Consider the following 23,883-nt stretch of genomic DNA (forward strand, 5'->3'; position numbering starts at 1 on the left):
CATGGCGGTTTGCTTCTTGATTGAATTGGCTTAAGCACCAAAGACTCTCTCAAGAGCAAGCCGCCGCCTTGCCTAGCGACACGCAATCACAGGCAAAACACCCTAAACACCCCTATGAATAAGCCTCCCTGAGTGGTACTCTGATTGATGCGGTCATCGTAGTGAATAATGAGTCGCGCGAAGAATGACGTGAGAGGTGCGTCGATATAGCATGATAACTTCGAGTGGACTGGATCTCACGTGTCGGGCTTGACGAGGAGGCCCGGCTTCCTGCCCGCCCGGAAGGCTGATGCGACGATCGATGGGGGAGTCTTCTTCAGGATGTACGGCCCGCCCATTGCTGCAGTGATGGCGATCGTGGCGGGGTTCGCGTTCCTCTTGTATGTAACGGTCATCTATGATTCCCGTGAGAGTATTTCGCAGGATCTGTTCCTGCATGAGCGCTACCTGTTCCACAACCCCCAGGATGTCACCTCGCAGACCTGTCATAGTGCCCTGCCCTGCGTATGGGCCTCCGCCTCCGATGAGAGCACCGTCATGAAGTTCGAGTCCAAGGAGGATGCGAGGATGGCAGCCGGCTCCCTCCCCGATGCCCGCCAATCCAACTGGCTCGTCGTTCGATTCCACCCCAATGAACTCACAGAGGTTGAGAAGACTGAGTTCATGAAGGTTGTGAATGGGATCTACCACTCCGACGACGCGTGGTTCGATTAATACGGCAGTGCGGGTGGAGGCTGAGCGGTGAACCAGCCAAGAGGCTCGCGCGAGAATGCTGAGCGGGCACTCATGAGCCCCGAGTGCCAGGAGTCAGGAACGACAACGGGCGGGCCGCTCACAGGTCCCCGCTCTTCTGGAGCCGCTGCAGGCTGAGCCAGCCCACGGGGATGGGGATCCAGAAGGTCACCAGGCGGTAGACGATCGCCGTCGAGAGGGCCACCCCGGAGGGGATGCCGGCGGCCACGAGCCCCGCCGTCAGCGCCAGCTCCACCGGGCCGATACCGCCGGGGGAGGGCACCACGGAGCCCACCGTGTTGGAGGCCAGGTAGGTGATGGCCAGCACCGAGAAGGACAGGGTGTAGCCGAAGGCCCACAGGCTGGCACTGAAGGACAGGATGTAGCTCAGGGTCAGCAGCACCGCCCCGCCGATGCCCGCGGCCAGGCGCACCGGGTTGGACATCACCCACACCAGGCGCGGCCACACCTGCCGGTAGGTGGGCTCGACCTTGGCCCACGCCCAGGTGCGGGCCCGGGGCACCAGCAGCGCGCCCGCCACGAGGATGACGATGAGGCCCGCGGCCACCAGCACCCAGCCCGAGGGCAGGGTCAGTCCCGTGGACTGCCCCGTCGTGGCGGCCAGGATGATGAGCAGGATGACGGTGACCACGAACTGGACCACCTGGACCAGGGCCACTGTGGCCACCCCGGTGGCGGTGGGCACGCCCTTGCGGTGCAGGAATCGCAGGTTGATGGCCGCGCCCCCCACGCCGGCGGGCGCCACGAGCGCCACCACCGAGCTGGCCAGGTGGACCTCGGTGGACTTCCACACCGAGAGCCGCTCGGGGCTGAAGGCCACCAGGGTCAGGCCCGCCCCCACATAGGTGGCCAGGGAGAAGACGAGGGCCGCCAGGATCCACCAGATGCTGGCGTCGGCCACGGCCGCCGAGACCTGCTCGAAGTTCAGCTGGGCCAGGACCGTCCAGATGGCCACCAGCGCCACCACCGCCATGATGACGGTGCGGGGGGAGAAGCGTGTGAGCCTGGCCGGCTCGGCGTGAGCGGTGGGGGTCAGAGCCACCAGGGCGTCGCGCAGGTCCTGGAGGACCTGGCGGCTCTCCCCGCGCCGGCCCATGGCCTCGCGGGTCTCGCGCGGCAGGACCACGCGCTGGAGCATGGGGGCGATGGAGGCCAGCTGCTGGGTGCTCAAGGAGCGCGAGGCCGCCGCGATCGCCCGATCGACCCCCACGGTCAGGGCGGTCAGGGCCAGGGCCTGGGCCAGGTCCACCCGCCGGGAGAGCTCGGAGGAGATCGTCTCCCCGGAGTTCCAGTCCAGGAGCCACACCCGCCCGGCGGCATCGACGACGACGCTGGAGGCGTCGACCTGCCCGTGGGCCAGGCCCGCGGCGTGGGCGTGGCGCAACTGATCCCACAGCTGGGCCAGCACCCTGTCGCTGGCCTCATCGCCCAGGTCCCGGATGGAGCGGGCGCCGACGACATGCTCGGTCACCAGCAGGACCGACTCCTCGGCCTCGGCCATGCCCATGAGCCCCGGGGTGCGCACCAGGGCCCGGCGCGCCTCCAGGGTCATCAGGGCCGCATGCTCCGCGGCGGGGCGCAGCGACAGGTCCCGGTTGGGGGACAGGCCCTTGATGCGGATCTGGTCCCAGATGGTGCTGAGGAATCCCGCCATCTGCCGGTCGGCGTCCAGGACGGTGACGTCCCTGCGCCGGCCCCGGGAGTCCCAGACGGCGTAGAGGCGGTGGACGGCGTCGCGCCCCTGGGACAGCGCCTCGCTGGAGGCCTCGGCCAGGACCGCCTCGAGGTCGGCGTCGTCGGCGGGCACGATGGTGTGGGCCGGCTCCTCGGCACGGGGGGCGGGGGCCGCGACGGCGTCGTCCTCGGTGGGGGCGCCCAGGGGGCTCTCGCGGACCTGCTCGGTGTAGCCCAGGGGGGCGGTGGTGGTCACGGTCCAGGCGCGCACCCCGGGGGCGTGGTCCATGCGCACGACGCGGACGGCGTCGATCCCGGCGCGGCGCAGCGCCCGCACCAGAGTGGTGCCGTGGGCGCGGCGGTCCTCCACGCCGAAGGCGTAGCGGGCGGCCAGCCCCACCAGGCGGCCCAGGAGCACGGAGAGGATGGCCCCGGGCAGGGTCAGGGCGCTGCGCAGCACCGCCATGCCGATGATCACCCACAGGGCCGCCCAACCGCTGCGCACCACGGTGGAGCCATGGCGGTCGCCGGCACCGGTGAGCAGCCCGGCCAGGGTGGCCAGGACGGCCGAGACCCCGACCTGGGCGCTGCCCGAGGCGGTGACCGTCAGGCCCGAGATGAGGGCATCGGGGCCCCAGGCCGCGATGGCCGCGATGGCCGCCTGGGTGCCCAGGAAGCCGACGACGCCGGCCAGGGCGGCCTCCCCCGCGCTGCGCCAGGCCCGGCGCAGGAGCCGGTCGAGCAGGACCGCCAGGGGGATGATGAAGGTGGCCAGGCCCTCGATGGCCTGGAGGGGGAAGATGAGGATCCGGCGCAGGACCACGGCCAGCGCGTTCTGGACGTCCTGGGTGACGCCGGTGGTGGTCTGGTGGGCGTAGATCGCCAGGATGAGGACGGCGCCGATGCCCAGGGCGGTCAGGGTCATGTCCAGCAGGTCGCCGGTGCGCCGCAGGCGGTGGGTGGCGGCGTCGACCAGGAGGGTGGAGCTGGTGGGGGCGGTGGCCCGGGGTGCGGGGCGCGGCTCGACGGCGGCGGTCACGCCGATCGCGGGAATGCCGACGGGGGAGGTCGCAGGCGTCTGCGCCACGGGCGCCTCCACGGGCGTGGGGCCGTCAGCCGGGTCTGTCATGACGCTCAGTCTATGAGGCGGCGCCGGGGCGGGACTCGTCCTGGGGGAGGACCGGGCGGGGCGGCGGGGGATGATCGCGGGAGCCGGTGCGTGCGGCGCGCAGGCGGTGCAGCTGACACGGGTAAAGGTGCAGGGGGCTGACGGCGGGCTGCACCAATGGAGCAGTCCCCGGTGCATGGTTGCGCTCCGATCAACGGCGTCGTTAGCCTTGATCGGGCCACGGCAACAGCGGGCATCGCTGTGATTCCGGGTCGTCACCTGCGAGGGTACGCGGGTCCGATCCGATCCCGGCGGGCACGCAGCGCATGCGCGGATCCCAAGGATGGGCCGCGCGCATCGAGCGGAGGAGCCCACCAGCTCGTAAGGAACAACGATGTTTTTCTCAGAATTGACAGGAACCCCTATTCGGGTTCCGTAGCAGCCCCACCGGTGAGCCCTGAAGGCCCGCAGCGGCAGGGATCCAGGTGCGGGGTCCGCTGCACCCGGTCCCACGCAAGGAGGAAGAAATGTCCAGCAGTCTCATCTCCCAGGCGCTCTCAACGGCCACCGAGACCAAGGAGATCGCCTTCGGCGACGGGGTCGCATCGCAGGCCGGAGCGATGTTCGCCCGGCTGTTCCCCGATGCGAGAGCGCTCGTCGTCGCCGACGAGAACACCTTCGCCGCCACGGGCCCGGCCGTCGTCGAGTCCCTGAGGGGGGCCGGCGTCGAGCTCGCCGAGGAGCCCTACCTCTTCCCCGGCACGCCCACCCTCTACGCCGGCTACGAGGCGGTCGAGGTCCTGCGCGACCACCTCGCCGCCCTGGAGGGCGCCGTCATCTGCTCCATCGGCGCCGGCACGCTCAACGACATCGCCAAGCTCGCCTCGGGAGAGCTCAAGCGCCCGTACATGAACGTGTGCACCGCCGCCTCCGTGGACGGCTTCGCCTCCTTCGGGGCATCGATCTCCCGCGACGGCTTCAAGATCACCCGCTCCTGCCCCGCCCCCGCCGGGCTCGTGGCCGACAACGACATCGTCTGCGAGGCCCCCCAGCGCCTGACCGCCACCGGCTACGGCGACCTCATCGAGAAGATCCCCGCCGGGGCCGACTGGATCCTCGCCGACGCCCTGGGCATCGAGGCCATCGACGACTACGTGTGGGACCTGGTCCAGGGCCCGCTGCGCGAGTCCCTGGCCGCACCCGAGGCCATCGGCGGCGGGGACAAGCGCGCCATCGAGGGCCTCATGGCCGGCAATCTCATGTCCGGCCTGGCCATGCAGGCGGCCCAGTCCTCCCGCCCCGCCTCCGGCGCCGGCCACCAGTTCTCCCACACCTGGGAGATGGAGGGCCATGGACTGGACTGGGAGCCGCCGCTGTCCCACGGGTTCAAGGTCGGCATCGGCACCATCGCCTCCTGCGCCATCTGGGAGGCCTTCTTGAGGATGGAGGCCGAGGACTTCGACATCGACCGGGCCCTGGAGGCCGTCAGGCCCCCCGAGGAGATCGAGTCCGAGGTGCGCGCCAGCCTCCAGGAGCGCATGCAGGATGAGGCCGTGCGCCACAGCCTGGCCAAGCGGGTCGAGGGCGAGGAGCTCGCCGCCCGGATCGAGCTGCTCAAGGCCACATGGCCCGAGCTGCGGGAGCGCTGCCGCGCCCAGCTCATGCCCCCCCAGGAGGTCATGGACCGCCTCAGGGCCGTCGGCGCCCCCTACCACCCCGAGCTCATCGAGATCGACTGGGAGCGATTCCGCCAGACCCACCGCAAGGCCAGGATGATCCGCGACCGCTACACGGTCCTCGACATCCTCACCGACCTCGGCGTGTTCGACGACGTCGTCGACGAGCTGTTCTCACCCCAGGGGTTCTGGGGGCAGCACCGCCACCCCTCCGAGTGACCCGCCACCTCAACCCCGTACCTCAAGGAGAAGCCTCATGCCCGACAGGAAGTGCATCGTCGGTATCGACTACGGGACCCTCTCCGGCCGCGCCGTCGTCGTTGATGCGGCCACTGGTGAGCAGCTCGGCACGCATGTGACCGAGTACCCCCACGGCGTCATGGACCGCACCCTCACCGCGGGGGACAACCAGGTCCTGCCCCCGGAGTTCGCCCTGCAGAACCCCGACGACTACATCAAGGTCCTGCGCGAGTCCGTCCCCGCCGCGGTCAAGGCTGCGGGCGTCGATCCGGCGCAGATCGTCGGGATCGGCGTGGACGCCACCTCCGCCACGGTCTTCTTCACCGACGGGGACGGCGTCCCCCTGTGCGAGAGGCCCGGTTTTGAGAACAACATCCACGCCTACGTCAAGCTGTGGAAGCACCACGGGGCCCAGGATCAGGCCACCCGCCTGGTCAAGGTCGCCGAGGCCCGCAGGGAGCCGTGGCTCGGCCGCTACGGCGGCGTGCTGTCCTCCGAGCTTCTCCTGCCCAAGGTCCTGGAGGTCTTCGAGATGGCGCCGGAGGTCTACGAGGAGGCCGACGTCGTGTGCAACCTGCTGGACTGGCTGACCTGGCGGCTGACGGGCAGGCTCACCCAGGCGGCCGGGGACTCGGGCTACAAGCGCATGCTCCAGGACGGCAAGTACCCGTCCGTGGAGTACCTGGAGGCCGTGCGGCCCGGCTTCGGCACGGTGTTCGAGGACAAGATGTCGGCGCCGGTGCTGCCGCTGGGCGCCAGGGTCGGGGGCCTGAGCCAGGAGATGGCCGAGCTGACGGGCCTTCCCGAGGGCATCGCCGTGGCCTCGGGGAACATCGACGCGCATGTGGTGGTCGCCGGCGCCAACGCGGTGCGCCCCGGCCAGCTCACGGCGATCCTGGGAACCTCCTCCTGCTATGTCCTCAACGGTGAGGAGTACCGCGACTGCCCCGGGGTCTTCGGGATCGTCGACGGCGGGGCCGTGGACGGCTACTGGGGCTTCGAGGGCGGGCAGACCGCCGTGGGGGACATCTTCGCCTGGTTCATCGACAACTGCGTGCCCGCCGCCTACGCCCAGGAGGCGTCCTCCCGGGGGATCTCGGTCCATGACCTCCTGGTGGAGAGGTCCCGGGACCAGGAGATCGGCGAGCACGGCCTCATCGCCCTGGACTGGCACAACGGCAACCGCTCGATCCTGGCCGATGCGCGGCTCTCGGGGCTCATCATCGGCCAGACCCTGGCCACCCGGCCCGAGGAGATCTACCGGGCGCTCATGGAGGCCACGGCCTTCGGGTGCCGGGTCATCATCGACAACTTCGTGGAGCACGGCATCAGGGTCGATGAGATCGTGGCCGCCGGGGGCCTGCTGAAGAACCCCTTCTACATGCAGATGCTCGCCGATATCACCGGCCGCGCGATCTCGGTGTCCACCGCCGAGCAGACCGGGGCCCTGGGCTCGGCGGTCTTCGCGGCGGTGGCCGCCGGCGTGTACCCGGATGTCTTCGCCGCGGCGGAGGCCATGTCCTCGGTGGAGAGGCACGCCTATGAGCCGCGGCCCGAGGCCTCCAGGAAGTACGACGAGCTCTACGCCATCTACAAGGAGCTCCACGATCTCTTCGGGCGCTACAACGGCACCTCGCCGATGCACCGCCTCAAGGACATCCGTGCCCGCATCTTCCGCGACAGGGCCCCCGAGCAGTGATCTGATCGCGCGGTTGCAGTCATCCGCGCAGGAAAGGAGGCGATCATGGCAAGGATCGCAGTACTGGGCTCGGGCATCATGGCCACGGCCCTGTCGTTCCCGGCCTCGGAGAACGGCAATGAGGTGGATCTCATCGGCACCTTCCTGGATCGGGAGATCATCGACTCCATCCAGCGCACCGGCGTCCACCCGGTGCTGGGGCTCACGGTCAACGATGGCGTGAGCGCCTACCAGCTGGAGGAGGCCGAGGAGGTCATCGCCAGGGCGGACGTCGTCATGTGCGGCGTGAACTCCTTCGGGGTCGAGTGGGCGGGCAAGCAGCTGGCCAGCATGATGCGGCCGGGCCAGAGGCTGCTGGTGGTGACCAAGGGGATGCGCGCCGACGAGGACGGCACCCTGCACATCCTGCCGGAGGTGCTGCGCTCCTACTTCGATCCGGACCTGGCCGAGCAGATCTCCTGGAATGCCATCGTGGGCCCCTCGATCGCCGGGGAGGTGGCGGTGCATCATGACACCTGCGTGGTGTTCTGCGGCCGCGACAAGGAGGACGTGGACGACCTGGCGGACCTGTTCCGCACCGACTACTACCACGTGTGGACCTCGACGGACTTCGTCGGGCATGAGACCGGCGCCGCCACGAAGAACATGTACGCCTTCGCGGCGGGCTTCGCCCAGGGGCTCCTGCGCAAGGCCGGCAAGGAGGACGACCCGTACGTCATGTACAACTACGGCGCTGCGGTCTTCGCCCAGGGCCAGAAGGAGCTGCGCTCGCTCATCACGATGATGGGCGGCAAGCCGGAGACGGGCGATGGGCTCGGCGGGGTGGGGGACATGTTCGTCACCTCCATGGGCGGGCGCAACGTCAAGGCCGGCGCCTTCGTCGGCGAGGGCATCCCCTTCTCCGAGGTGCAGGACCGCTACATGAAGGAGGTGACCCTGGAGGGGGTCGCCGCCATCAAGGTCATCGGCGGGGCGCTGGAGCGCCAGGCCGAGCGCGGCCTCATCGGCCCGGAGGACTACCCCCTGTGCCGCTTCCTGTACTCGGTGGTGGAGAAGGACGCCCCGCTCGAGATGCCCTGGGACACGTTCTTCCAGGGCCTTTCCTGACCATTCCCGACCATTCCCGACCATTGCGGGCAAGCCGCGGATGGGCATCGAGGCGCACCCGTGCCGCAGAATCGAGGTACTGACATGGACCCACTCGTTATCGCCATCGACTCCTCCACCACCAGCACGAAGGCGATCGTCGTCGATACGACCGGCAGGATCCTCGCGCTGGGAAGGCAGGGCATCGACCTGCTCTCCCCCCAGCAGGGCTTCGGCGAGCACGACCCGCGGCAGTGGTGGACCTCCACCCGCGACGCGATCGGCCGGGCCCTGGCCCAGCTCACCCCGGTGGACAGGGAGCGGGTCCGGGCCCTGGGCATCACCCACCAGCGCGAGTCCTTCGCCCCGTTCATGGCGGATGGCACGCCGGTGCGCGATGGGATCCTGTGGCTGGATATCCGCGCCGCCGAGCAGGTCGAGCGCCTGGGCAGTGCGCGGATCCACGAGCTCTCCGGCCGCCCGGCGGATGTCACCCCGGCGCTGTACAAGATGGCCTGGCTCAAGGAGCACGAGCCGCAGTCCCTGGAGTCGGCCGACCGGGTGACGACGGTCTCGGGGTATCTCACCTTCTGCCTCACCGGCCAGTGGGTGGACTCCGCCGCCTGCGCGGATTCCCTGGGGCTGTCGAATATCAGGACCCTGGACTACGACGACGGCCTGCTGGGCATTGCGGGGGTGCGGCGCGAGCAGATGGCGGATCTGGTCAAGCCCGGGCAGGCCCTGGGCCGGCTCAGGGGCGAGCTCGCCCAGGAGTGGGGGATTGGGGAGATCCCGGTCATCGCCGCCTGCGGGGATGGCCAGGCCGCCGGGGTGGGGGCGGCTGCGATGACCCCTGATACCGCCTTCCTCAATATGGGGACGGCGGTGGTGGCGGGGGTGCCGTCACGGGAGTACCGGTATGAGAAGCTGTTCAGGACCGAGGCGGCGGGGGTGCCCGATACCTATATCCTGGAACTGGTGCAGAACTCGGGAGCGTATCTGTCGTCCTGGTTCCGTCAGGCCTTCGGCAGGCCGGAGCTGGCGGGCGCCCCCGACCCGGAGCTGGAGGCGCTGGCGGCGGCCAGGCCCCCTGGCAGTGGGGGCCTGGTGACGATGCCCTACTGGGGGGCAGTGCAGTCGCCCCATTGGGATCCGGTGGCGCGCGGCGGGGTGGTGGGCTGGCGGGGCACGCATGGCAGGGGCTCGATGTACCGCTCGATCCTGGAGGGAACGAGCCTGGAGATGGCCCGCTCGCTGCGCAAGCTGGAGTCTTCCACCGGGTTGGCGCTCAGGGAGATCCGCGGCATGGGTGGCGGTATGCGCTCGCCCTTGTGGCGCCAGATCATGACTGATGCTATTGGCCTGCCGATCACCAACTGCAAGGAGGAGGAGATCTCGGCGCTGGGGGCCGCGGTGATCGCGATGGCGGCCACGGGGGTCTTCGGTGATGCGGAGGTGGCGACGGCGGCCTCCCACATGTGCCACTTCACGGATGTCACGGAGCCGACTATGGAGAACCATGAGATCTATGCCGAGCTCTCGGCGATCCAGGATCGGCTGTACGGGGACCTGCGCGAGGTCAATGCACTGCTCCACGACTTCTCGCGCAGGCACCCCGACGCGGAGCTCACTGGTATCGAGGACTGACTGGGGCCCGCAGGGCCGTCCTGGGCTGTCGCGGATGGTGAGGGCCTCTTGGAGGGTGATGGGCCAGGTGTGGTCGGTCCAGGCCCGGATCCAGGTCACAGCCTTGTCTACCGGCAGGGTGCGGAAGTCACTCATAGTCCTCCATTGCCTGGTCGTACTCCTCCGAGATCTTAGTCCGCCAGGGTGAGTCGATATCGATGCCGATGAGTGGAGCTGTGAGGATGATTGAAATGGAGACCTTGTTGGGTAGGGTCCAGCGGAGTTGGGATGATGCGTATGGTCCTTTTCCTGGCTGGCCGGGTCCCCAGAGCTGCTGCAGGGCAGTAGCATACTGAGAGTAGGCTGTGATTGACATCTGGATGGTCTGTTCGTTTTCCTCGGGGCAGGGTGTTGTTGAAAGTTTAAAATTTACTCCTTTGATTCCGAATTCGTTGCTTCGGGAGATAATGCCGTCCTCTTTGCCGTTCGTGGAGAGTTTTGTGGTGAAGTATCGGGGTTCTTGGTGGGAGGGCGTCCATCCGAGACTGTCGCGGATGGCGAAGGCTTCCTGAAGACTCATGGGCCATGCGTGGTCGGTCCAGGCCCGGATCCAGGCGATGGTCTCCTCGATGGGGAGGGTGCGGAAGTCACTCATAGTCCTCCATTGCGCGGTCGTACTCTTCCGAGATCTGGGTGCGCCAAGGTGAATCAATGTCAACGCCGACGAGAACATTGGTTCGAATAATTGAGACAGAAACCCTGTTAGACAATTTCCAGCGAAAATGAACCGTCTCTCGCGTATTCGTATGAATCTGTCTCGACCCCCATATCCTATCGAGATTCTTAGCGTACAACAATAGTGCTTCATTCGCTGCGCGTATATTATGCTCGTTAATTTCAAGTGAGGGAGGGGAGGAAAGATCGAAACTGATGCCTTTGATGTCGAACTCGTTACTTTTTGAGATGTACCCTCCCCAGTGTCCGTTTTGAGATAGTGGGGTGGTGAAAAAGTCAGGCTCATTGGGAAACGGCCTCCATCCCAGGTTGTTGCGGATAGCCAGGGCCTCGTGGAGGGTCATTGGCCATACGCGGTCGGTCCAGGCCCGGATCCAGGTCACTGCCTCCTCTACCGGCAGGGTGCGGAAGTCACTCATAGTCCTCCATTACCTGGTCGTAATCCTCCTTGAGTTGGGTGCGCCAGGGCGAGTCGATGGTGACGCTTATGAGGTTGTCAAGGCCAAATATTGATACTGATGTCCTGTTTGGCAGCGTCCAACTAACTTGGAGCACTCCGAATTCTTCTGACGATTCTCCATGGCTCCATAACTGCGTTAATGCAGCCACATACTGAGAATAGGCTGCACTCGATAATTGCGCTACTTTCACGTTGTCATCAGAAGGGTATTTGGAGGAGAGGTGAAAACGTACGCATTTAACGCCTGACTCGCTGCTTTCTAGGATGAATCCATCCTCTTTTCCGTCGTTGGAGAGTCTGGTTGCGAACAACGTAGGGTCTTGTGACGATGGTCTCCAGTCAAGGTGGTCTCGAATAGCGAAAGCCTCCTGCAGACTGATTGGCCAGGTGTGGTCGGTCCAGGCCCGGATCCAAGCAATGGCTTCTTCGACGGGGAGGGTGCGGAAGTCACTCATAGTCCTCCATCGCCCGATCATACTCCTCTGTGACCTGAGTTAACCACGGTGACTCAATTTTTACGCCGATACGTGTACCTGTTAGGATGATAGAAATAGAGACCTTATTGGAAAGGACCCAACGAAAGTGCGACTTTCCGTATGTAGTTCCCGGACCCCAAAGGTTTTGCAGGGCGTTGATGTAATGCGAATACGCTGCGTGAGCTATCTTCTTCTGTTCAATTTCCTCTGAGGAAGGAGTTGACGATAGGCTAAAGTTGACACCCGTAATCCCAAACTCATTGCTTCGGGAAATTCGTCCGTTCTCTCTTCTGTTTAGGGACAGTTTGGTTGTAAAGAAACGTGGTTCATGGGGTGATGGGACCCATTCGAGGCGGTCGCGTATGGCGAAGGCTTGTTGGAGGGTGATGGGCCAGGTGTGATCGGTCCAGGCCCGAATCCACGTTACGGCCTCGTCCACCGGCAAGGCTCGGAACTTACTCATAATCCTCCATCACTCGATTGTACTCCTCCTTGAGCTGAGTTCGCCATGGCGAGTCGATATTAACACCGATGAGAGCGTTGACTCTGCTAATGGAGATAGAGACTCCGTTATGCAGTGTCCAGCGACAGAGTGAGGCTCCATCCGTGTCCGTTGTGAGCTTTCCTCTTCCCCATGATTGTTCCAGTGAACCGATGCACTGTGAATACGAGGTAGCCGCGTTAGCGATGTTGCGATCATCCTTGCCGACTCTGGGAAATGATGAGAGGTTAAAACTGACTCCCTTGATCCCGAACTGGTTGCTCTGGAGGATTAGTCCATCCTCTTGGCCATTCATGGATAATTTTGTGATAAAAAAATGCGCATCTTTAGGTGATGGTGTCCAGCCGAGGGAATCGCATACGGAGAGGGCGTCCTGAAGAGTCATCGGCCAGGTGTGGTCGGTCCAGGCCCGGATCCACGTCATAGCTTCCTCTACCGGGAACGTGTGGAACTCAGTCGTTACGTCCCACGATCCTGTCATATTCCTGGGTGATCTGAGTGAGCCAGGGGGATTCAATTTCGATGGTAATGAGACCGTTCATGCCAAATATAGATACTGATAGCCCGTTTGGCAACGTCCAACTTGAGTCAGTCACTCCATCACTTTCTGATGAGTCTCCGGGTCCCCATAGTTGTCGTAAGGAAGAGACGTATTGAGAGTAGGAAGAATGAGATAGCCTGTTGATTTGATCGTTATCGTCAGACGTGCATCTAGAGGAAAGCCTGAAGCGTACACCTTTGATGCCGAATTCATTGCTCCGGAAGATGATGCCGTCTTCTTTTCCGTCGATGGATAGTTTGGTGGTGAAGTACCTGGGTTCCTGCGATGAGGGCTGCCATCCGAGACTGTCGCGGATGGCGAAGGCTTCCTGAAGACTCATGGGCCAGGTGTGGTCGGTCCAGGCTCGGATCCAGGCGACAGCCTCGTCTATCGGTAGGGTACGGAACTTACTCATAGTATTCTGCCGCCCGTTCGTACTTCTTTTTGAGCTGAGTTCGCCACGGCGAGTCGATGGTGACGCTGATGAGGTTGTCAAGGCCAAATATTGATACTGATGTCCTGTTTGGCAGCGTCCAACTAACTTGGGGTACTCCGAGTTCTTCTGACGATTCTCCATGGCCCCATAACTGCGTTAGTGTAGCCACATACTGAGAATAGGCTGCACTCGATAATTGTGCGACCTTCACGTTGCCATCAGAAGGGTATTTGGAGGAGAGGTGAAAACGTACGCATTTAATGCCTGACTCGCTGCTTTCTAGGATGAATCCATCCTCTTTTCCGTTGTTGGAGAGTCTGGTTGTGAATAATGTGGGGTCTTGTGGCGATGGTTTCCAGCCAAGGTGGTCTCGAATAGCGAAATCCTCCTGCAGACTGATTGGCCAGGTGTGGTCGGTCCAGGCCCGGATCCAGGTTACAGCCTCGTCTACCGGCAGGGTGCGGAACTCACTCATAGTCCTCCATTGCACGGTCGTACTCCTCCGAGACCTGGGTGCGCCAAGGTGAATCAATGTCAACGCCGACGAGAACATTGGTTCGAATAATTGAGACAGAAACCCTGTTAGACAATTTCCAACGAAAATGAACCGTCTCTCGCGTATTCGTATGAATCTGTCTCGACCCCCATATCCTATCGAGATTCTTAGCGTACAACAATAGTGCTTCATTCGCTGCGCGTATATTATGCTCGTTAATTTCAAGTGAGGGAGGAGAGGAAAGATCGAAACTGATGCCTTTGATGTCGAACTCGTTACTTTTTGAGATGTACCCTCCCCAGTGTCCGTTTTGAGATAGTGGGGTGGTGAAAAAGTCAGGCTCATTGGGAAACGGCCTCCATCCCAGGTTGTCGCGGATAGCCAGGGCCTCGTGGAGGGTCATTGGCCATACGCGGTCGGTCCAGGCCCGGATCCAGGTCACTGCCTCCTCTACCGGCAGGGTGCGGAACTCACTCACAGTCCTCCATTGCCCGATCGTAGTCCTCTTTGATTTGGGTGCGCCAAGGTGAGTCGATAGTGACGTTGATAAGAACATTGGCGCGAATGAGTGAAGTAGATACCTTGTTGGGTAACGTCCAACGAAGATGGGTCGTTTTTTGTGTGCTCGTCCTCACTTTCCCCGGTCCCCATAGTTGTTTTAAGGGGCTTGCGTATAGGAAGAGCGCCTCTTCTGCTGATTGCATGCCACTTTCGTCCATTTCAGGTGACATTGATGGGGGTGAGGAGAGATCGAAGCTGACACCTTTGATTCCGACATCCTTGCTCTGCAAAATGTACCCTCCCCAGTGTCCGTTTCGAGATAGTGGGGTGGTGAAAAAGTCGGGCTCATTGGGGAATGGTTTCCATCCTAGGTTGTCGCGGATGGTGAAGGCTTCCTGAATACTCATGGGCCAGGTGTGATCGGTCCAGGCCCGGATCCAGGCGATGGCTTCCTCGACGGGGAGGGTGCGGAAGTCGGTCATGGGTGTTCCTTGTGTGGTGGTGGTTTATCGAAGGCTGGTGATCTTGTGGTCCATTTTAGCGATGAAGTCTGGTGAGGGGCTGAAGGACTCGGAGTGAACCAGTGAGGTCTCGCCATGGATGGGGGTCTGGTAGACGTCGGCTCGTAGTGAGGTGCGTCCCTCTTTGATGGACTGCCACAGGTCTGGGTGGTCGTGGAGGTGCTGGATGACGCGCTCGTCGCTGAGCATCCGGTCCATGACGTAGTTGGGCGAGCCCTGCGGTGCCCTTATTGACGGATCCAGTTCGCGTAGGGGGTAGGTTTTGTTTGGCTGGTACCGGCTCTGGCCGCCCTTGTACTCTGGGATGACCAGCTCATCCCCTCTCTGGGAGACGGCGAGGTCATCGACATGGAAGGGCCCGGGCCCCTTCCCGTCTGGAGGAGTGCGGAAGGCATCAGGTGTACGGTAGCCCTCAACATTGAGAGCATGCCTGCCACCGTGCTCCCCGACACGCTCGGCCGCCCGTCGAGCCTCAGAACCGTTCTTTGGGATGGATTCAGCGAGTTCTTCTAACTCCCTGATTTCGGCTGGGTTTGCTCCTTTGGCTCGGATATGGGTAACGGCTTCTTGGAGGCTTTCGTTTCCGAATCTTCCGAGGTCGGTGATGCCGTACTGTCCGGCGATCTCAGCGAATCTGGCTTTGTCGGCGTGCCATGCGGCGGTGGCGTCTGTGTGCTTGGCGAAGAGCTGGGCCATCTCATCGAGGTGGCTCGGGGTGCGTGCGGCGCGGCTGGTGGCCAGCGCCTCGTATGCTAATCGTGCTCCTCGCTCCGTGCCCAGGCCCAGGGCGGACCCGGGAACGAAGGTCAGGGCGAAGTCGGCGATGTCCCACAGGAACTGGCCGGGCGTGACGGTAGTGAAATAGTTCTCCGCCGCCGAGCGGGGATCACGCAGGAACGCAGCCAGCCCCCGCCCATGCCCCAAGAACCAGGTGAGCACTCCCGCCGCCCCCAGGGCGAAGGCGAAGGAGCCGCCCATCGCCAGGAGCAGGGCCACCGCCCACGCGGTGAACAGGATCTGCGCCAGCGGACCCATATCCGCCCACCACTGGCCCAGGACATCCAGGAGACTGGCGAAGAACAGGCCATCGCCCTCACCGCTCATGCTCGGGCCGATGGCCTGGGCCGTCCACAGCCCGTACAGGACGCAGACCAACAGCGCCCCCACCCCGATGAGCCCCGCAGCCAGGGCGAAACGGCGTCGAGCACCCGGCTCACCGCCGACGGCCGCCTGCGCCATCGCATCGGCGCGCACCCCCCGGACCTGCTCAGCCATCTCGCGCCCACCAATGATCGCCCACACCCGGCCCCAGCGCAGATCCCCATAGGCCGACACCACCAGGGCCAGATCACTGCGCGCATACCCCGCCCACGCCACAGCCCCCACCACCACGGGCCGCACCCAGGCCGGCACCCGCTCCAGGCGCGGATAGCGGAACGAGGGCGCCCCCGGCAGTGTCCACCCATAGACCCCCGCCCACGCCCGACGGTGCGCATCCACCAGCTGGCACACCACGAACAGCGCGAAGGCCGCCAGGGCCTCGGTCTGCCCCCACAGGCTCAAGAACCACAGCAGGGTGATCCACCACGGCATCCCCTCCACGCCGTCCACCGTCCAGGACCCCCACGCCACCGTCGCATTCCAGCCCGCATGATCGGCGATCACCCAGGCCAGCATGAGCGCCACCAGCCCCACCGCCGCCACCCGGAACCCGCCGCGCCTGCGCCACAGGGCGATCCCCAGGCCCACCCCGGCGGCCACGATCATCGTGTGCACCTGATGGCCCACGCTCACCGCATCCGACAGCGCCATGCTGTAGCTGCCCGAGCTCCACGGATTGAGGGAATAGGAGAAGCGCGTCTCCCCCAGAAGCGACTCCAGCAGGCCCGGGGCCTGGAGCCTGCGCACACCATCCTCGGCCGCCGTGAAACCAGCCCCCAGCGCGAAGCCCAGCAGCGCCCAGTCCACCGCCGCCAGACGGCGCATCCGCCCCGGGGCCACCACCGCCACCACCGCCAGCGGCACCAGCTTGGCCGGCTCCTCCACGAAGGCCGCCAGCGCCACCATCGCCCCGTCATCCTCAATGGACAGGCCCCCCAGCCCCGCCACCGCCGCCGTCGCCATCGCGACCAAGAAGGCCCAGGCCACCCCCACCGAGTAGGCCACCGTCATCGACCGCCACGCGATCGTGCGCGTGCGCGCCAGGAGCGCCATCGTGCCCAGATTGACCATGAGCACCACCCCCGGCACCAGCGCCACCCACAGCCGCGGCACCACCAGCAGCGCCAGCAGGAACAAGGGGATCGCCACCAGGTAGAGCGCCCAGACCAGCCGGGCCAGCCCCCGGGCCAAGGACAGATGGCGCTGCCACCAGCCCCGGTAGGAGGCGGCAGCCCGCTCCCACAACTCCGGAGGCCGACCCTGATACACCGGGATCCGAACGCTTGTGAGACCGCTCATAATCAATGACGCTACAACAGCCGGAAGATCACGACAAGATCACGACAACCCCCGGTACCCGGGTATCACCCCAGGTAGTAAGGCCCTTGCCCGGCGTGCTTCGTCGGGGTCGGCCCCCGTCGGCCCCGCATTTTCACCGGTCCCGGTCGTGAGGCCCGGGCCCGGCGCCCATGACACCGCCCGGTCGGCTCCGCCCGTCCCGCCCGCCGGGCCAACCAGCCTCAGCCCGCCCGGCGCAGGCGCAGCGAGTTGGCCACCACGATGACGCTGGAGGCCGCCATGGCGGCCCCGGCGATCATCGGGTTGAGAAGCCCGGCCGCCGCCAGCGGGATCGCCGCCACGTTGTAGGCGAAGGCCCAGAACAGGTTCTGCTTGATCACCCGCAGGGTCGCCCGGCTCACGCGCACCGCGGCCACCACCGCCTCCAGATCCGCCCGCACCAGGGTGATGTCCGCGGCCTCGATGGCCACATCCGTGCCCGAGCCCATCGCCAGGCCCAGCCCCCGCGCCCCGGCCTGGGCCAGGGCCGCGGCGTCATTGATCCCATCGCCCACCATGCCCACCACGGCCCCCCGGTCCTGCAGGGCGGCGACGACATCGCGCTTGCCGCCGGGAAGAACCCCGGCATGCACATCCTCGGCCGCGATCCCCACCTGCGCCGCCACCTCCTGGGCGGCGCGGGGGTTGTCCCCGGTCAGCAGCACCGGGCGCAGCCCCAGGTCGCGCAGCTGGGCCACGGCCCGGCGCGAGGAGGGGCGCAGCGCATCGCGCACCGCCAGGACCGCCACCGCCCGCAGGTCATCGGCTCCCGGCCCCGCCCCCACGGCCAGGACCACCGCCGTGGCCCCGGTGCCCTCGGCCTCGCTCAGCGCCCGGGCCAGGGCGCCGGGCAGCTCCACCCCCGATTCGGCCAGCCAGGCGGGGCGCCCCACGGCCACGGCCCGCCCCTCCACCGTGCCGCTGACCCCGCGGCCCTCGTGGTTGCTGAAGTCCTCCACCGGCGGCAGCGCCCCCAGGCGCTCACGGGCCCCCGAGGCGATCGCCGCCGCCACCGGGTGCTCCGAGGCGGCCTCGACGGCGCCCGCCAGGCGCAGCGCCCCATCATCCAGGCCGCTGCTGGCCCCGGCATCCAGGCTCATCCGGCCCGTGGTCACCGTCCCGGTCTTGTCCAGCACCATCGTGTCCAGGGCCCGCGTGGACTCCAGGACCTCCGGGCCCTTGATGACCACCCCCAGCTGGGCGGCCCGGCCCGTGCCCACCAGCAGTGCCGTGGGCGTGGCCAGCCCCAGGGCGCAGGGGCAGGCGATGACCAGGACCGCCACCGCCGCGGTGAAGGCCGCCTGGGCGCCCCCGCCGGCGGCCAGCCACCCCACCAGGGTCAGGGCCGAGAGCACCAGCACCACCGGCACGAAGACTGCCGAGATGCGGTCGGCCAGGCGCTGGACGGGTGCCTTGCCGGCCTGGGCCTCCACCACCATCGCCCCGATGCGCGCCAGGGTCGTGCCCTGGCCCACGGCGGTGGCGCGCACCAGCAGCGCACCGGAGGTGTTGACGGTGGCGCCGGTGACGGCGTCGCCCTCCTCGACCTCCACGGGCACGGGCTCCCCGGTGAGCATGGAGGCGTCCACCGCCGAGCGCCCCTGGACCACCACGCCGTCGGTGGCGATCTTCTCCCCGGGGCGCACCGCGAACAGGTCGCCCACCGCCAGATCCTCCACGCTGATGCGCTCCTCGGCGCGCGCCCCGCCGGCGCCCGGGCGCACCCGCGTCACCTCCTTGGCGCCCAGCTCCAGCAGCGCCCGCAGGGCGTCGCCCGAGCGGTGCTTGGCGCGGGCCTCGGCATAGCGCCCCGCCAGCAGGAAGGTCGTCACCCAGGCCGCCGACTCGAAGTACAGGTGCGGGTGGTGGCCCTGGGCGCGCGGCAGCAGCTGATCCAGGCCCATCGACATGCGCATGCCCAGCTCCCCGGCGCCCCCCAGCGTCAGGGCCCACAGGCTCCAGGCGGTGGAGGCCACCACCCCCAGGCTCACCAGGGTGTCCATGGTGAAGGCCCCGTGGCGCGCCCCCGCCCACGCCACCCGGTGGAAGGGCCAGGCCCCCCAGGACGCCACCGGCAGGGCCAGGGCAGCCACCACCCACTGCCAGCCGGTGAACTGCAGGGCGGGGAGCATCGACAGGGCCATCACCGGCACCGACAGCACCAGGCTGACCAGCAGGCGACGGCGCAGGTCGGCGGCCCGCACCAGGTGCGAGGCGCCCAGCGGCTCCCGGGGCGGCGGGGGCGCGGCCGCCCCGGGAGCCTGGGCGGCCCCCGCGGGGGGCGGGGCTGCGGCGGAGCCTGCCGGGGCTGCTTGGGCGGCTGCGCCGGAGGAAGCGCCGGCGATCGCGCCATCGGGGCCCGATGGGGCGTCGCCGGACGGGGCGGGGTCAGTGGAGCCAGTGGCATCCGCGCCGGTCCCGGAGCGGCCGATGACGGCAGCGGTGTAGCCGGCCCGCTCCACGGTGGCGATGAGCTCGGCCTCGCTCACGGGCGCGGAGAGCCTCACATGGGCCGACTCGGTGGCCAGGTTGACCGTGGCGCTGACCCCCTCCATGCGCGAGAGCCTCTTCTCCACCCGGGCCACGCAGCTGGCGCAGGTCATGCCGCCCACGGCCAGGTCCACAGTGGCGCTGGGGCTGCTGGTGGCGCTACCGGCGCCGTGGGGGCCGCGAGGCTCGAATCCGGGCTCGCTCATGATGGTTCCCTCCTGGGAGTTGCACATCTTCGCGGGCCAGTGCTCGTCATGGTCCGCAGGATTCCGCGGTTCTGGGGGCGGGGCGCCGCCGTGGCAGGGTGAGGATGTGCAGCCGGGGCGCCCGCTCGACCGCTCAGCTGTCGCGCTCGACGGCGTCCAGGGTGTAGTCACCCGCCTCGTCGATGGCGGCCGCCAGGGCGCTGTCGGGCAGCAGGACGTCGGAGACCACGGTGACGGTGGACTGGCCCCCCTTGTTGAGCAGGACGGAGACGTTCTTGACCCCCTCGATGGCCTCCAGCTCCTCGGTGACGTGGGCGACGCAGTGGCCGCAGGTCAGTCCCGAGACCTTCAGGGTGGTGGTGCGGTCAATGCCGTCGTCGGTGAACTCAGCCATGATGCCTCTCCTTGGGAGTGCTGCCAGATGTGCGGCCGTGCCCGGCGGCGCGGTGGGCGCCCGGGCGCGGGCCGGTGCGGGTGATCAGGATCGTACAAGCCTGGCGATGGCCTCGGAGGCCTCGCGGATCCTGGCCTCGCCCTCGGCCCCGCCCGCCTGGGCGGCGGACAGCACGCAGTGGCTCATGTGCTCCTCGAGCAGTCCCAGGCCCACTGCCTGGAGGGCCCGGGTGGCCGCGGCGATCTGGGTGAGGACGTCGATGCAGTAGACGTCCTCCTCGACCATGCGGGAGATGCCCCGGACCTGCCCCTCGATGCGGCGCAGCCGCCCCAGGTGGTCCTCCTTGGAGCCGGTGTATCCGGCCATGACTCCCCTCTCGCTGTGCCGATGGGCCTGATCGCCTCCGAGGATACCCCTCGGGGGTAGTGGGGACAAGTACCCCCGAGGGGTACTCCATTGGCGGGCGCCACGTGGGATGCTCGGTGCATGGCCACCACTGCTCATCGTCCTGGTGCCCGCGACCGCCTCGACCTGACCGCCGCCCAGGATCCGCGCGCCTCGGCCGGCAGCCTCATGGTCCTGGCGGGCAACCGCCCCGAGCTGAGGCCGGCCATCCTGGCCAACCCCGCCTGCTCGCCCGAGCTGCGCGAGTGGATCGCCCGCATGCCGGCTCCCGAGGCTCCCGGCGGCGCTCCTGACGGTGCGCGGGCCGAGCCAGGTGAGGCGGAGGACTCCCTGGCCCCCTTCGGCTGGGAGCCCTGCGAGCCGGGGCTCGACGAGGAGCCCTTCGGCTCGGTCCTGGGCGACCCCCTCATGGGCTCGCCCCTGTTCGAGGTCGTGCCCTCCTGGGAGGAGGATGATGACGCCGTCGCGGCGCGCGGGGGCGAGGGCCGGACCAGGCCCCCCGGCGGCAGCGGCCCTGCGCCCGCCGCCCAGCCGCCCGCCGGTGGGCCCGGTCGGCCGCCCCGGCCCGCCCCGATGGTCGGCTACGCGGTGCCGGGCCCCGCAGGTCCGCAGACGGCTGCCCGCCCGGCCCCTGCTCGACCCGCAGCGCCACCGCCGGGGTGGCCGCAGACGGCACCGGGGCCGCAGACGGAGGCGCCTCCTGGCGCGGTGGGGCGGGCCGCCCAGAGCCTGGGCGCCCTCATGCAGCAGGCGGGCGCTCCCGGAGCCGCAGCACCGCTGCCGCACCCCGCCGATCAGCACCCGGCACCGCCGTGGAGGACGGGCCAGGGCCCCGCCCGCATGCCCGGGACGGCCCCGACGGCCCAGGGGAGCAGGATCCCGCCAGCGGCACTGGGGATCGCGGCCCTCATCCTGTTCGGCGTCATCCGCAGCTGCGCGGGCTGAGGATCCGCCTCAAGGACCGGCTCAGAGACCGGGACTGCGGGGCGGGTGGTGGCCGGTCGCGGGGGACGGGGCCGGGAGAGCGGGCCTGCCCGAGGCATAGCCGTGCTTGAAGGCCCACACCACGAGCTCCAGGCGCGAGCTCGTGCCGGTCTTGCTCAGCAGCACCGAGACATGCGTCTTGACCGTGGCCTCGGCGATGGACAGGCATGAGGCGATCCGACGGTTGGAGGCGCCCTCGCACAGCAGCTGCAGGACATCATGCTCCCTGTCGGACAGGGACACGCTGCCATCGGCGCTGTGCACCGAGGCCAGCGCGTAGTCGATGAGCCGCGCCGTCGGCGTGGGGGCCACGACCTTGGCCCCCGCGTGGACCGTGCGCACCGCCGAGAGGATCTCCTGGGCGGGGGTGCTCTTGAGCAGGAAGCCGCTGGCCCCCGCGCCCAGGCCGTGCAGGAGGCTGTCGTCGGTCTCCACGGTGGTCAGCAGGATGACGCGCGTGCCCGGGGAGGCCCGCAGCGCCTCCCGGGTGATCTCCACCCCGCCCATGCCCTCCATGTGCACCGCGGCGATGAGCACATCGACCTGGTGGGACTGGAGGAAGCCGAGCAGCTCGTGCGCCGAGCGCGTGGCGGTCAGGACCCGTATGCCGGAATCCGGGGAGAAGTAGGACTGCAGGCAGGCCAAGGCCATGGCGTCGTCGTCGATGAGGGCGACCCCGATCGGGGGAGGAAGGGAACCCATGAGTCTCCTTAACTTGTCGTCACGGGCCGCGGTCGGCCAGTCGCGCGACTGGCCGGGGAACACCGCCCCGAGCCTCGGCGGGAATGAGCGCCTGCAGGTCCCGCAGATACTGGGGCGGCCGCGGAGCCGTGTTAAAGAACGTTACAACAAAAGACTGAGGCGGGTCCCACCAACATTGCATCAGCCATAGACACACGGCCGATGCGGGCGCATGACCAGCCGGGACATGATCTGCCTCGACGGGGTATCACTGGGTTGGGAACCACATTCTTCCGGGAAAGTTGCGGCTTCAAGAGGAGGGACCGTGTACCGATCCGCGCTCACCGAGGACCCGCCCCCCTCCCTGGCCGGCGCCGACCGCCTGGAGTCCCCCTTCGGCCTGGTCTCGCGCACCGCTGAGCTGCCCCCGGCCGCCGGCGAGCCCGCCTTCTCCATCTGGACCGGGGCGCTGGGGGACCCCTCCGCGGTCCTGCGCTCCCAGCGCACCTGGGCCCACAGCCCGGAGTCGGGGAACTTCGACGGCGCCGGAGGGGCCATCGACGCCGAGCGGGCCCGCCGCATCGCCATCGTGGAGTCCCTGGAGCGCTACTCCAGCTGCGCCTGGAGCGAGGAGGAGCTCATCTGGGACACCCCCGCCGGCCTGGGCCCCGACGCCATCGCCCCCGACCAGTGGCCCGCCTGCTCTCAGGCCGAGTTAGCCGATCCCCACTGCGGGCTCATCGCCCCCGATCCCAGGATCCCGCTGCGCTGGGTGCGCGGATGGTCCCTCACCCGCGGCCGGGAGGTCCTCATCCCCGCCATCCTGGTCTACCTCAACTTCCCCGCCCTCAGCCCCTCCGAGCGCTTCACCAACCCCATCTCCACCGGCACCGCCGCCCACTCCGACCTGCGCGAAGCCGTCCTGGGCGGCCTGCTGGAGGTCATCGAGCGCGACGCCATCGCCCTGACCTGGCTCCAGCGCCTGCGGCTGCCCAGCGTCGTGGTCGATCCCGCCCTCCTGGATCCCCTGACCGCCGAGTACCACCGCGTGGGCACCTCCACCGAGCTCGAGCTCCACCTGCGCGACGCCACCACCGACTACGGCGCGCCCATCCTCTACGCCGTCCAGACCTCCCGCACCGACCCCGAGCTGGCCCAGGTCGTGGCCGCCACCTGCGACCTGGACCCCCACCGGGCCCTGGCCAAGATCCACCGCGAGCTCGCCTCCCTGCGCATCGCCCTGCGCAGCCACGCCCGCAGCCCGCGCGCCCAGGACCTCAAGGGCAAGGACCTCACCGTCGTGGGCGGGGCGCTGGCCAGCGCCGACCCCTCCCAGCGCGGGATCTTCGACTTCCTCCTGGAGGGACCCCGGCCCCTGCGCGCCCTGGGCGAGGTCGGCCGCCTGGAGGGCGGCCCCCGGGCCGACCCGCTCGCGCGGGTGGTGGCCGGCCTGGAGCGCGCGGGCGCCGAGGCCCTCGTGGTGGACATCACCACCGACGAGGCCCGGCAGGTCGGCATGCACGTCATCAAGGCCCTCATCCCGCAGGCCATGCCGCTGTCCTTCAGCCACCACGCCAGGTACCTGGCCACGCCTCGCCTCTACCAGGCCCCGCGCGCCATGGGACTGGAGGTCCACGACGAGGCCGATATCAACCCGGTCCGGCAGCCCTTCGCCTGACCACGACCCAGGAGCA

General features: G+C 67.5%; 22 protein-coding genes. 7 read left to right on the forward strand and 15 right to left on the reverse strand.

Annotated elements, in window-relative coordinates:
* Positions 1-240 precede the first annotated feature (240 nt).
* Complete coding sequence (locus J5X07_RS08085; RefSeq protein WP_208479352.1) at positions 241-714, forward strand: hypothetical protein; 474 nt, start codon at positions 241-243, stop codon at positions 712-714.
* Between the two features lie 118 nt (positions 715-832).
* Here J5X07_RS08085 and J5X07_RS08090 read toward each other — a convergent pair whose 3' ends face one another.
* Positions 833-3,556, reverse strand: a complete 2,724-nt coding sequence (locus tag J5X07_RS08090) for a lysylphosphatidylglycerol synthase transmembrane domain-containing protein (RefSeq protein WP_208479354.1) — start codon at positions 3,554-3,556, stop codon at positions 833-835.
* Between the two features lie 506 nt (positions 3,557-4,062).
* Between J5X07_RS08090 and J5X07_RS08095 the strand changes: the two genes are divergently transcribed.
* The 4 genes from J5X07_RS08095 (at position 4,063) to J5X07_RS08110 (ending at position 9,883) form a co-directional block, all read left to right on the forward strand.
* Positions 4,063-5,430, forward strand: a complete 1,368-nt coding sequence (locus J5X07_RS08095; protein ID WP_208479356.1) for a sn-glycerol-1-phosphate dehydrogenase — start codon at positions 4,063-4,065, stop codon at positions 5,428-5,430.
* Positions 5,431-5,467: 37 nt separating this feature from the next.
* Positions 5,468-7,150 (forward strand): ribulokinase, encoded by a 1,683-nt coding sequence (locus tag J5X07_RS08100; protein ID WP_208479358.1) that lies wholly within the window; start codon positions 5,468-5,470, stop codon positions 7,148-7,150.
* Between the two features lie 45 nt (positions 7,151-7,195).
* The gene (locus tag J5X07_RS08105; protein WP_208479360.1) at positions 7,196-8,257 is read left to right on the forward strand and encodes an NAD(P)H-dependent glycerol-3-phosphate dehydrogenase; all 1,062 of its coding nucleotides are present in this window, start codon (positions 7,196-7,198) and stop codon (positions 8,255-8,257) included.
* Positions 8,258-8,341: 84 nt separating this feature from the next.
* Entirely contained in the window at positions 8,342-9,883 is a 1,542-nt protein-coding gene (locus J5X07_RS08110) for a xylulokinase (RefSeq protein WP_208479361.1), read from the forward strand.
* A 127-nt stretch (positions 9,884-10,010) separates the two neighbouring features.
* Here the strand turns inward: J5X07_RS08110 and J5X07_RS08115 are convergent, their stop codons facing one another.
* The 13 genes from J5X07_RS08115 to J5X07_RS08165 form a co-directional block, all read right to left on the reverse strand.
* Positions 10,011-10,517, reverse strand: a complete 507-nt coding sequence (locus tag J5X07_RS08115; RefSeq protein ID WP_208479363.1) for a DUF6301 family protein — start codon at positions 10,515-10,517, stop codon at positions 10,011-10,013.
* The gene (locus J5X07_RS08120; protein WP_208479365.1) at positions 10,510-11,016 is read right to left on the reverse strand and encodes a DUF6301 family protein; all 507 of its coding nucleotides are present in this window, start codon (positions 11,014-11,016) and stop codon (positions 10,510-10,512) included. Before J5X07_RS08120 ends, J5X07_RS08115 begins: the two co-directional genes overlap by 8 nt.
* The gene (locus J5X07_RS08125) at positions 11,009-11,512 is read right to left on the reverse strand and encodes a DUF6301 family protein (RefSeq protein WP_208479367.1); all 504 of its coding nucleotides are present in this window, start codon (positions 11,510-11,512) and stop codon (positions 11,009-11,011) included. Before J5X07_RS08125 ends, J5X07_RS08120 begins: the two co-directional genes overlap by 8 nt.
* Positions 11,505-11,996, reverse strand: a complete 492-nt coding sequence (locus tag J5X07_RS13490; RefSeq protein ID WP_424924106.1) for a DUF6301 family protein — start codon at positions 11,994-11,996, stop codon at positions 11,505-11,507. The genes J5X07_RS08125 and J5X07_RS13490 overlap by 8 nt, the downstream gene beginning before the upstream one ends.
* Complete coding sequence (locus tag J5X07_RS13495; protein WP_424924107.1) at positions 11,989-12,516, reverse strand: DUF6301 family protein; 528 nt, start codon at positions 12,514-12,516, stop codon at positions 11,989-11,991. The genes J5X07_RS13490 and J5X07_RS13495 overlap by 8 nt, the downstream gene beginning before the upstream one ends.
* A complete protein-coding gene (locus J5X07_RS08130; protein ID WP_279596132.1) occupies positions 12,488-12,991 on the reverse strand; it encodes a DUF6301 family protein in 504 nt (167 codons plus the stop codon). The genes J5X07_RS13495 and J5X07_RS08130 overlap by 29 nt, the downstream gene beginning before the upstream one ends.
* Positions 12,984-13,487, reverse strand: a complete 504-nt coding sequence (locus J5X07_RS08135; protein WP_208479370.1) for a DUF6301 family protein — start codon at positions 13,485-13,487, stop codon at positions 12,984-12,986. The genes J5X07_RS08130 and J5X07_RS08135 overlap by 8 nt, the downstream gene beginning before the upstream one ends.
* Complete coding sequence (locus tag J5X07_RS08140; protein WP_208479372.1) at positions 13,480-13,986, reverse strand: DUF6301 family protein; 507 nt, start codon at positions 13,984-13,986, stop codon at positions 13,480-13,482. The genes J5X07_RS08135 and J5X07_RS08140 overlap by 8 nt, the downstream gene beginning before the upstream one ends.
* Positions 13,979-14,491, reverse strand: a complete 513-nt coding sequence (locus J5X07_RS08145; RefSeq protein ID WP_208479374.1) for a DUF6301 family protein — start codon at positions 14,489-14,491, stop codon at positions 13,979-13,981. The genes J5X07_RS08140 and J5X07_RS08145 overlap by 8 nt, the downstream gene beginning before the upstream one ends.
* Before the next feature lie 24 nt (positions 14,492-14,515).
* Entirely contained in the window at positions 14,516-16,936 is a 2,421-nt protein-coding gene (locus J5X07_RS08150) for a protease PrsW (RefSeq protein ID WP_243896613.1), read from the reverse strand.
* A 275-nt stretch (positions 16,937-17,211) separates the two neighbouring features.
* On the reverse strand, positions 17,212-19,725 hold the full coding sequence (locus J5X07_RS08155) for a heavy metal translocating P-type ATPase (RefSeq protein ID WP_208479376.1): 2,514 nt from the start codon (positions 19,723-19,725) through the stop codon (positions 17,212-17,214).
* A 133-nt stretch (positions 19,726-19,858) separates the two neighbouring features.
* A complete protein-coding gene (locus tag J5X07_RS08160; RefSeq protein ID WP_208479378.1) occupies positions 19,859-20,119 on the reverse strand; it encodes a heavy-metal-associated domain-containing protein in 261 nt (86 codons plus the stop codon).
* An 84-nt stretch (positions 20,120-20,203) separates the two neighbouring features.
* On the reverse strand, positions 20,204-20,485 hold the full coding sequence (locus J5X07_RS08165; RefSeq protein WP_124933092.1) for a metal-sensitive transcriptional regulator: 282 nt from the start codon (positions 20,483-20,485) through the stop codon (positions 20,204-20,206).
* Positions 20,486-20,605: 120 nt separating this feature from the next.
* Between J5X07_RS08165 and J5X07_RS08170 the strand changes: the two genes are divergently transcribed.
* A complete protein-coding gene (locus J5X07_RS08170) occupies positions 20,606-21,469 on the forward strand; it encodes a variant leucine-rich repeat-containing protein (RefSeq protein WP_208479380.1) in 864 nt (287 codons plus the stop codon).
* Positions 21,470-21,490: 21 nt separating this feature from the next.
* On the opposite strand, the gene J5X07_RS08175 is transcribed toward J5X07_RS08170, so the two are convergent.
* A complete protein-coding gene (locus tag J5X07_RS08175) occupies positions 21,491-22,210 on the reverse strand; it encodes a response regulator (RefSeq protein ID WP_208479382.1) in 720 nt (239 codons plus the stop codon).
* Positions 22,211-22,514: 304 nt separating this feature from the next.
* Here J5X07_RS08175 and J5X07_RS08180 point away from each other — a divergent pair, with 304 nt between their 5' ends.
* Entirely contained in the window at positions 22,515-23,867 is a 1,353-nt protein-coding gene (locus J5X07_RS08180; protein ID WP_124933089.1) for a YcaO-like family protein, read from the forward strand.
* Positions 23,868-23,883: the final 16 nt, after the last annotated feature.

Source organism: Actinomyces bowdenii, assembly GCF_017592395.1.
GTDB classification, from domain to species: Bacteria; Actinomycetota; Actinomycetes; order Actinomycetales; family Actinomycetaceae; genus Actinomyces; species Actinomyces bowdenii.

What these genes read in the sequence shown, in the direction of transcription:
- J5X07_RS08090 (WP_208479354.1), bottom strand. Translation starts at nt 3,556, where the DNA reads ATGACAGACCCGGCTGACGGCCCCACGCCCGTGGAGGCGCCCGTGGCG.
- J5X07_RS08095 (WP_208479356.1), top strand. Translation starts at nt 4,063, where the DNA reads ATGTCCAGCAGTCTCATCTCCCAGGCGCTCTCAACGGCCACCGAGACC.
- J5X07_RS08100 (WP_208479358.1), top strand. Translation starts at nt 5,468, where the DNA reads ATGCCCGACAGGAAGTGCATCGTCGGTATCGACTACGGGACCCTCTCC.
- J5X07_RS08105 (WP_208479360.1), top strand. Translation starts at nt 7,196, where the DNA reads ATGGCAAGGATCGCAGTACTGGGCTCGGGCATCATGGCCACGGCCCTG.
- J5X07_RS08110 (WP_208479361.1), top strand. Translation starts at nt 8,342, where the DNA reads ATGGACCCACTCGTTATCGCCATCGACTCCTCCACCACCAGCACGAAG.
- J5X07_RS08115 (WP_208479363.1), bottom strand. Translation starts at nt 10,517, where the DNA reads ATGAGTGACTTCCGCACCCTCCCCATCGAGGAGACCATCGCCTGGATC.
- J5X07_RS08120 (WP_208479365.1), bottom strand. Translation starts at nt 11,016, where the DNA reads ATGAGTGACTTCCGCACCCTGCCGGTAGAGGAGGCAGTGACCTGGATC.
- J5X07_RS08125 (WP_208479367.1), bottom strand. Translation starts at nt 11,512, where the DNA reads ATGAGTGACTTCCGCACCCTCCCCGTCGAAGAAGCCATTGCTTGGATC.
- J5X07_RS13490 (WP_424924106.1), bottom strand. Translation starts at nt 11,996, where the DNA reads ATGAGTAAGTTCCGAGCCTTGCCGGTGGACGAGGCCGTAACGTGGATT.
- J5X07_RS13495 (WP_424924107.1), bottom strand. Translation starts at nt 12,516, where the DNA reads ATGACAGGATCGTGGGACGTAACGACTGAGTTCCACACGTTCCCGGTA.
- J5X07_RS08130 (WP_279596132.1), bottom strand. Translation starts at nt 12,991, where the DNA reads ATGAGTAAGTTCCGTACCCTACCGATAGACGAGGCTGTCGCCTGGATC.
- J5X07_RS08135 (WP_208479370.1), bottom strand. Translation starts at nt 13,487, where the DNA reads ATGAGTGAGTTCCGCACCCTGCCGGTAGACGAGGCTGTAACCTGGATC.
- J5X07_RS08145 (WP_208479374.1), bottom strand. Translation starts at nt 14,491, where the DNA reads ATGACCGACTTCCGCACCCTCCCCGTCGAGGAAGCCATCGCCTGGATC.
- J5X07_RS08155 (WP_208479376.1), bottom strand. Translation starts at nt 19,725, where the DNA reads ATGAGCGAGCCCGGATTCGAGCCTCGCGGCCCCCACGGCGCCGGTAGC.
- J5X07_RS08160 (WP_208479378.1), bottom strand. Translation starts at nt 20,119, where the DNA reads ATGGCTGAGTTCACCGACGACGGCATTGACCGCACCACCACCCTGAAG.
- J5X07_RS08165 (WP_124933092.1), bottom strand. Translation starts at nt 20,485, where the DNA reads ATGGCCGGATACACCGGCTCCAAGGAGGACCACCTGGGGCGGCTGCGC.
- J5X07_RS08170 (WP_208479380.1), top strand. Translation starts at nt 20,606, where the DNA reads ATGGCCACCACTGCTCATCGTCCTGGTGCCCGCGACCGCCTCGACCTG.
- J5X07_RS08175 (WP_208479382.1), bottom strand. Translation starts at nt 22,210, where the DNA reads ATGGGTTCCCTTCCTCCCCCGATCGGGGTCGCCCTCATCGACGACGAC.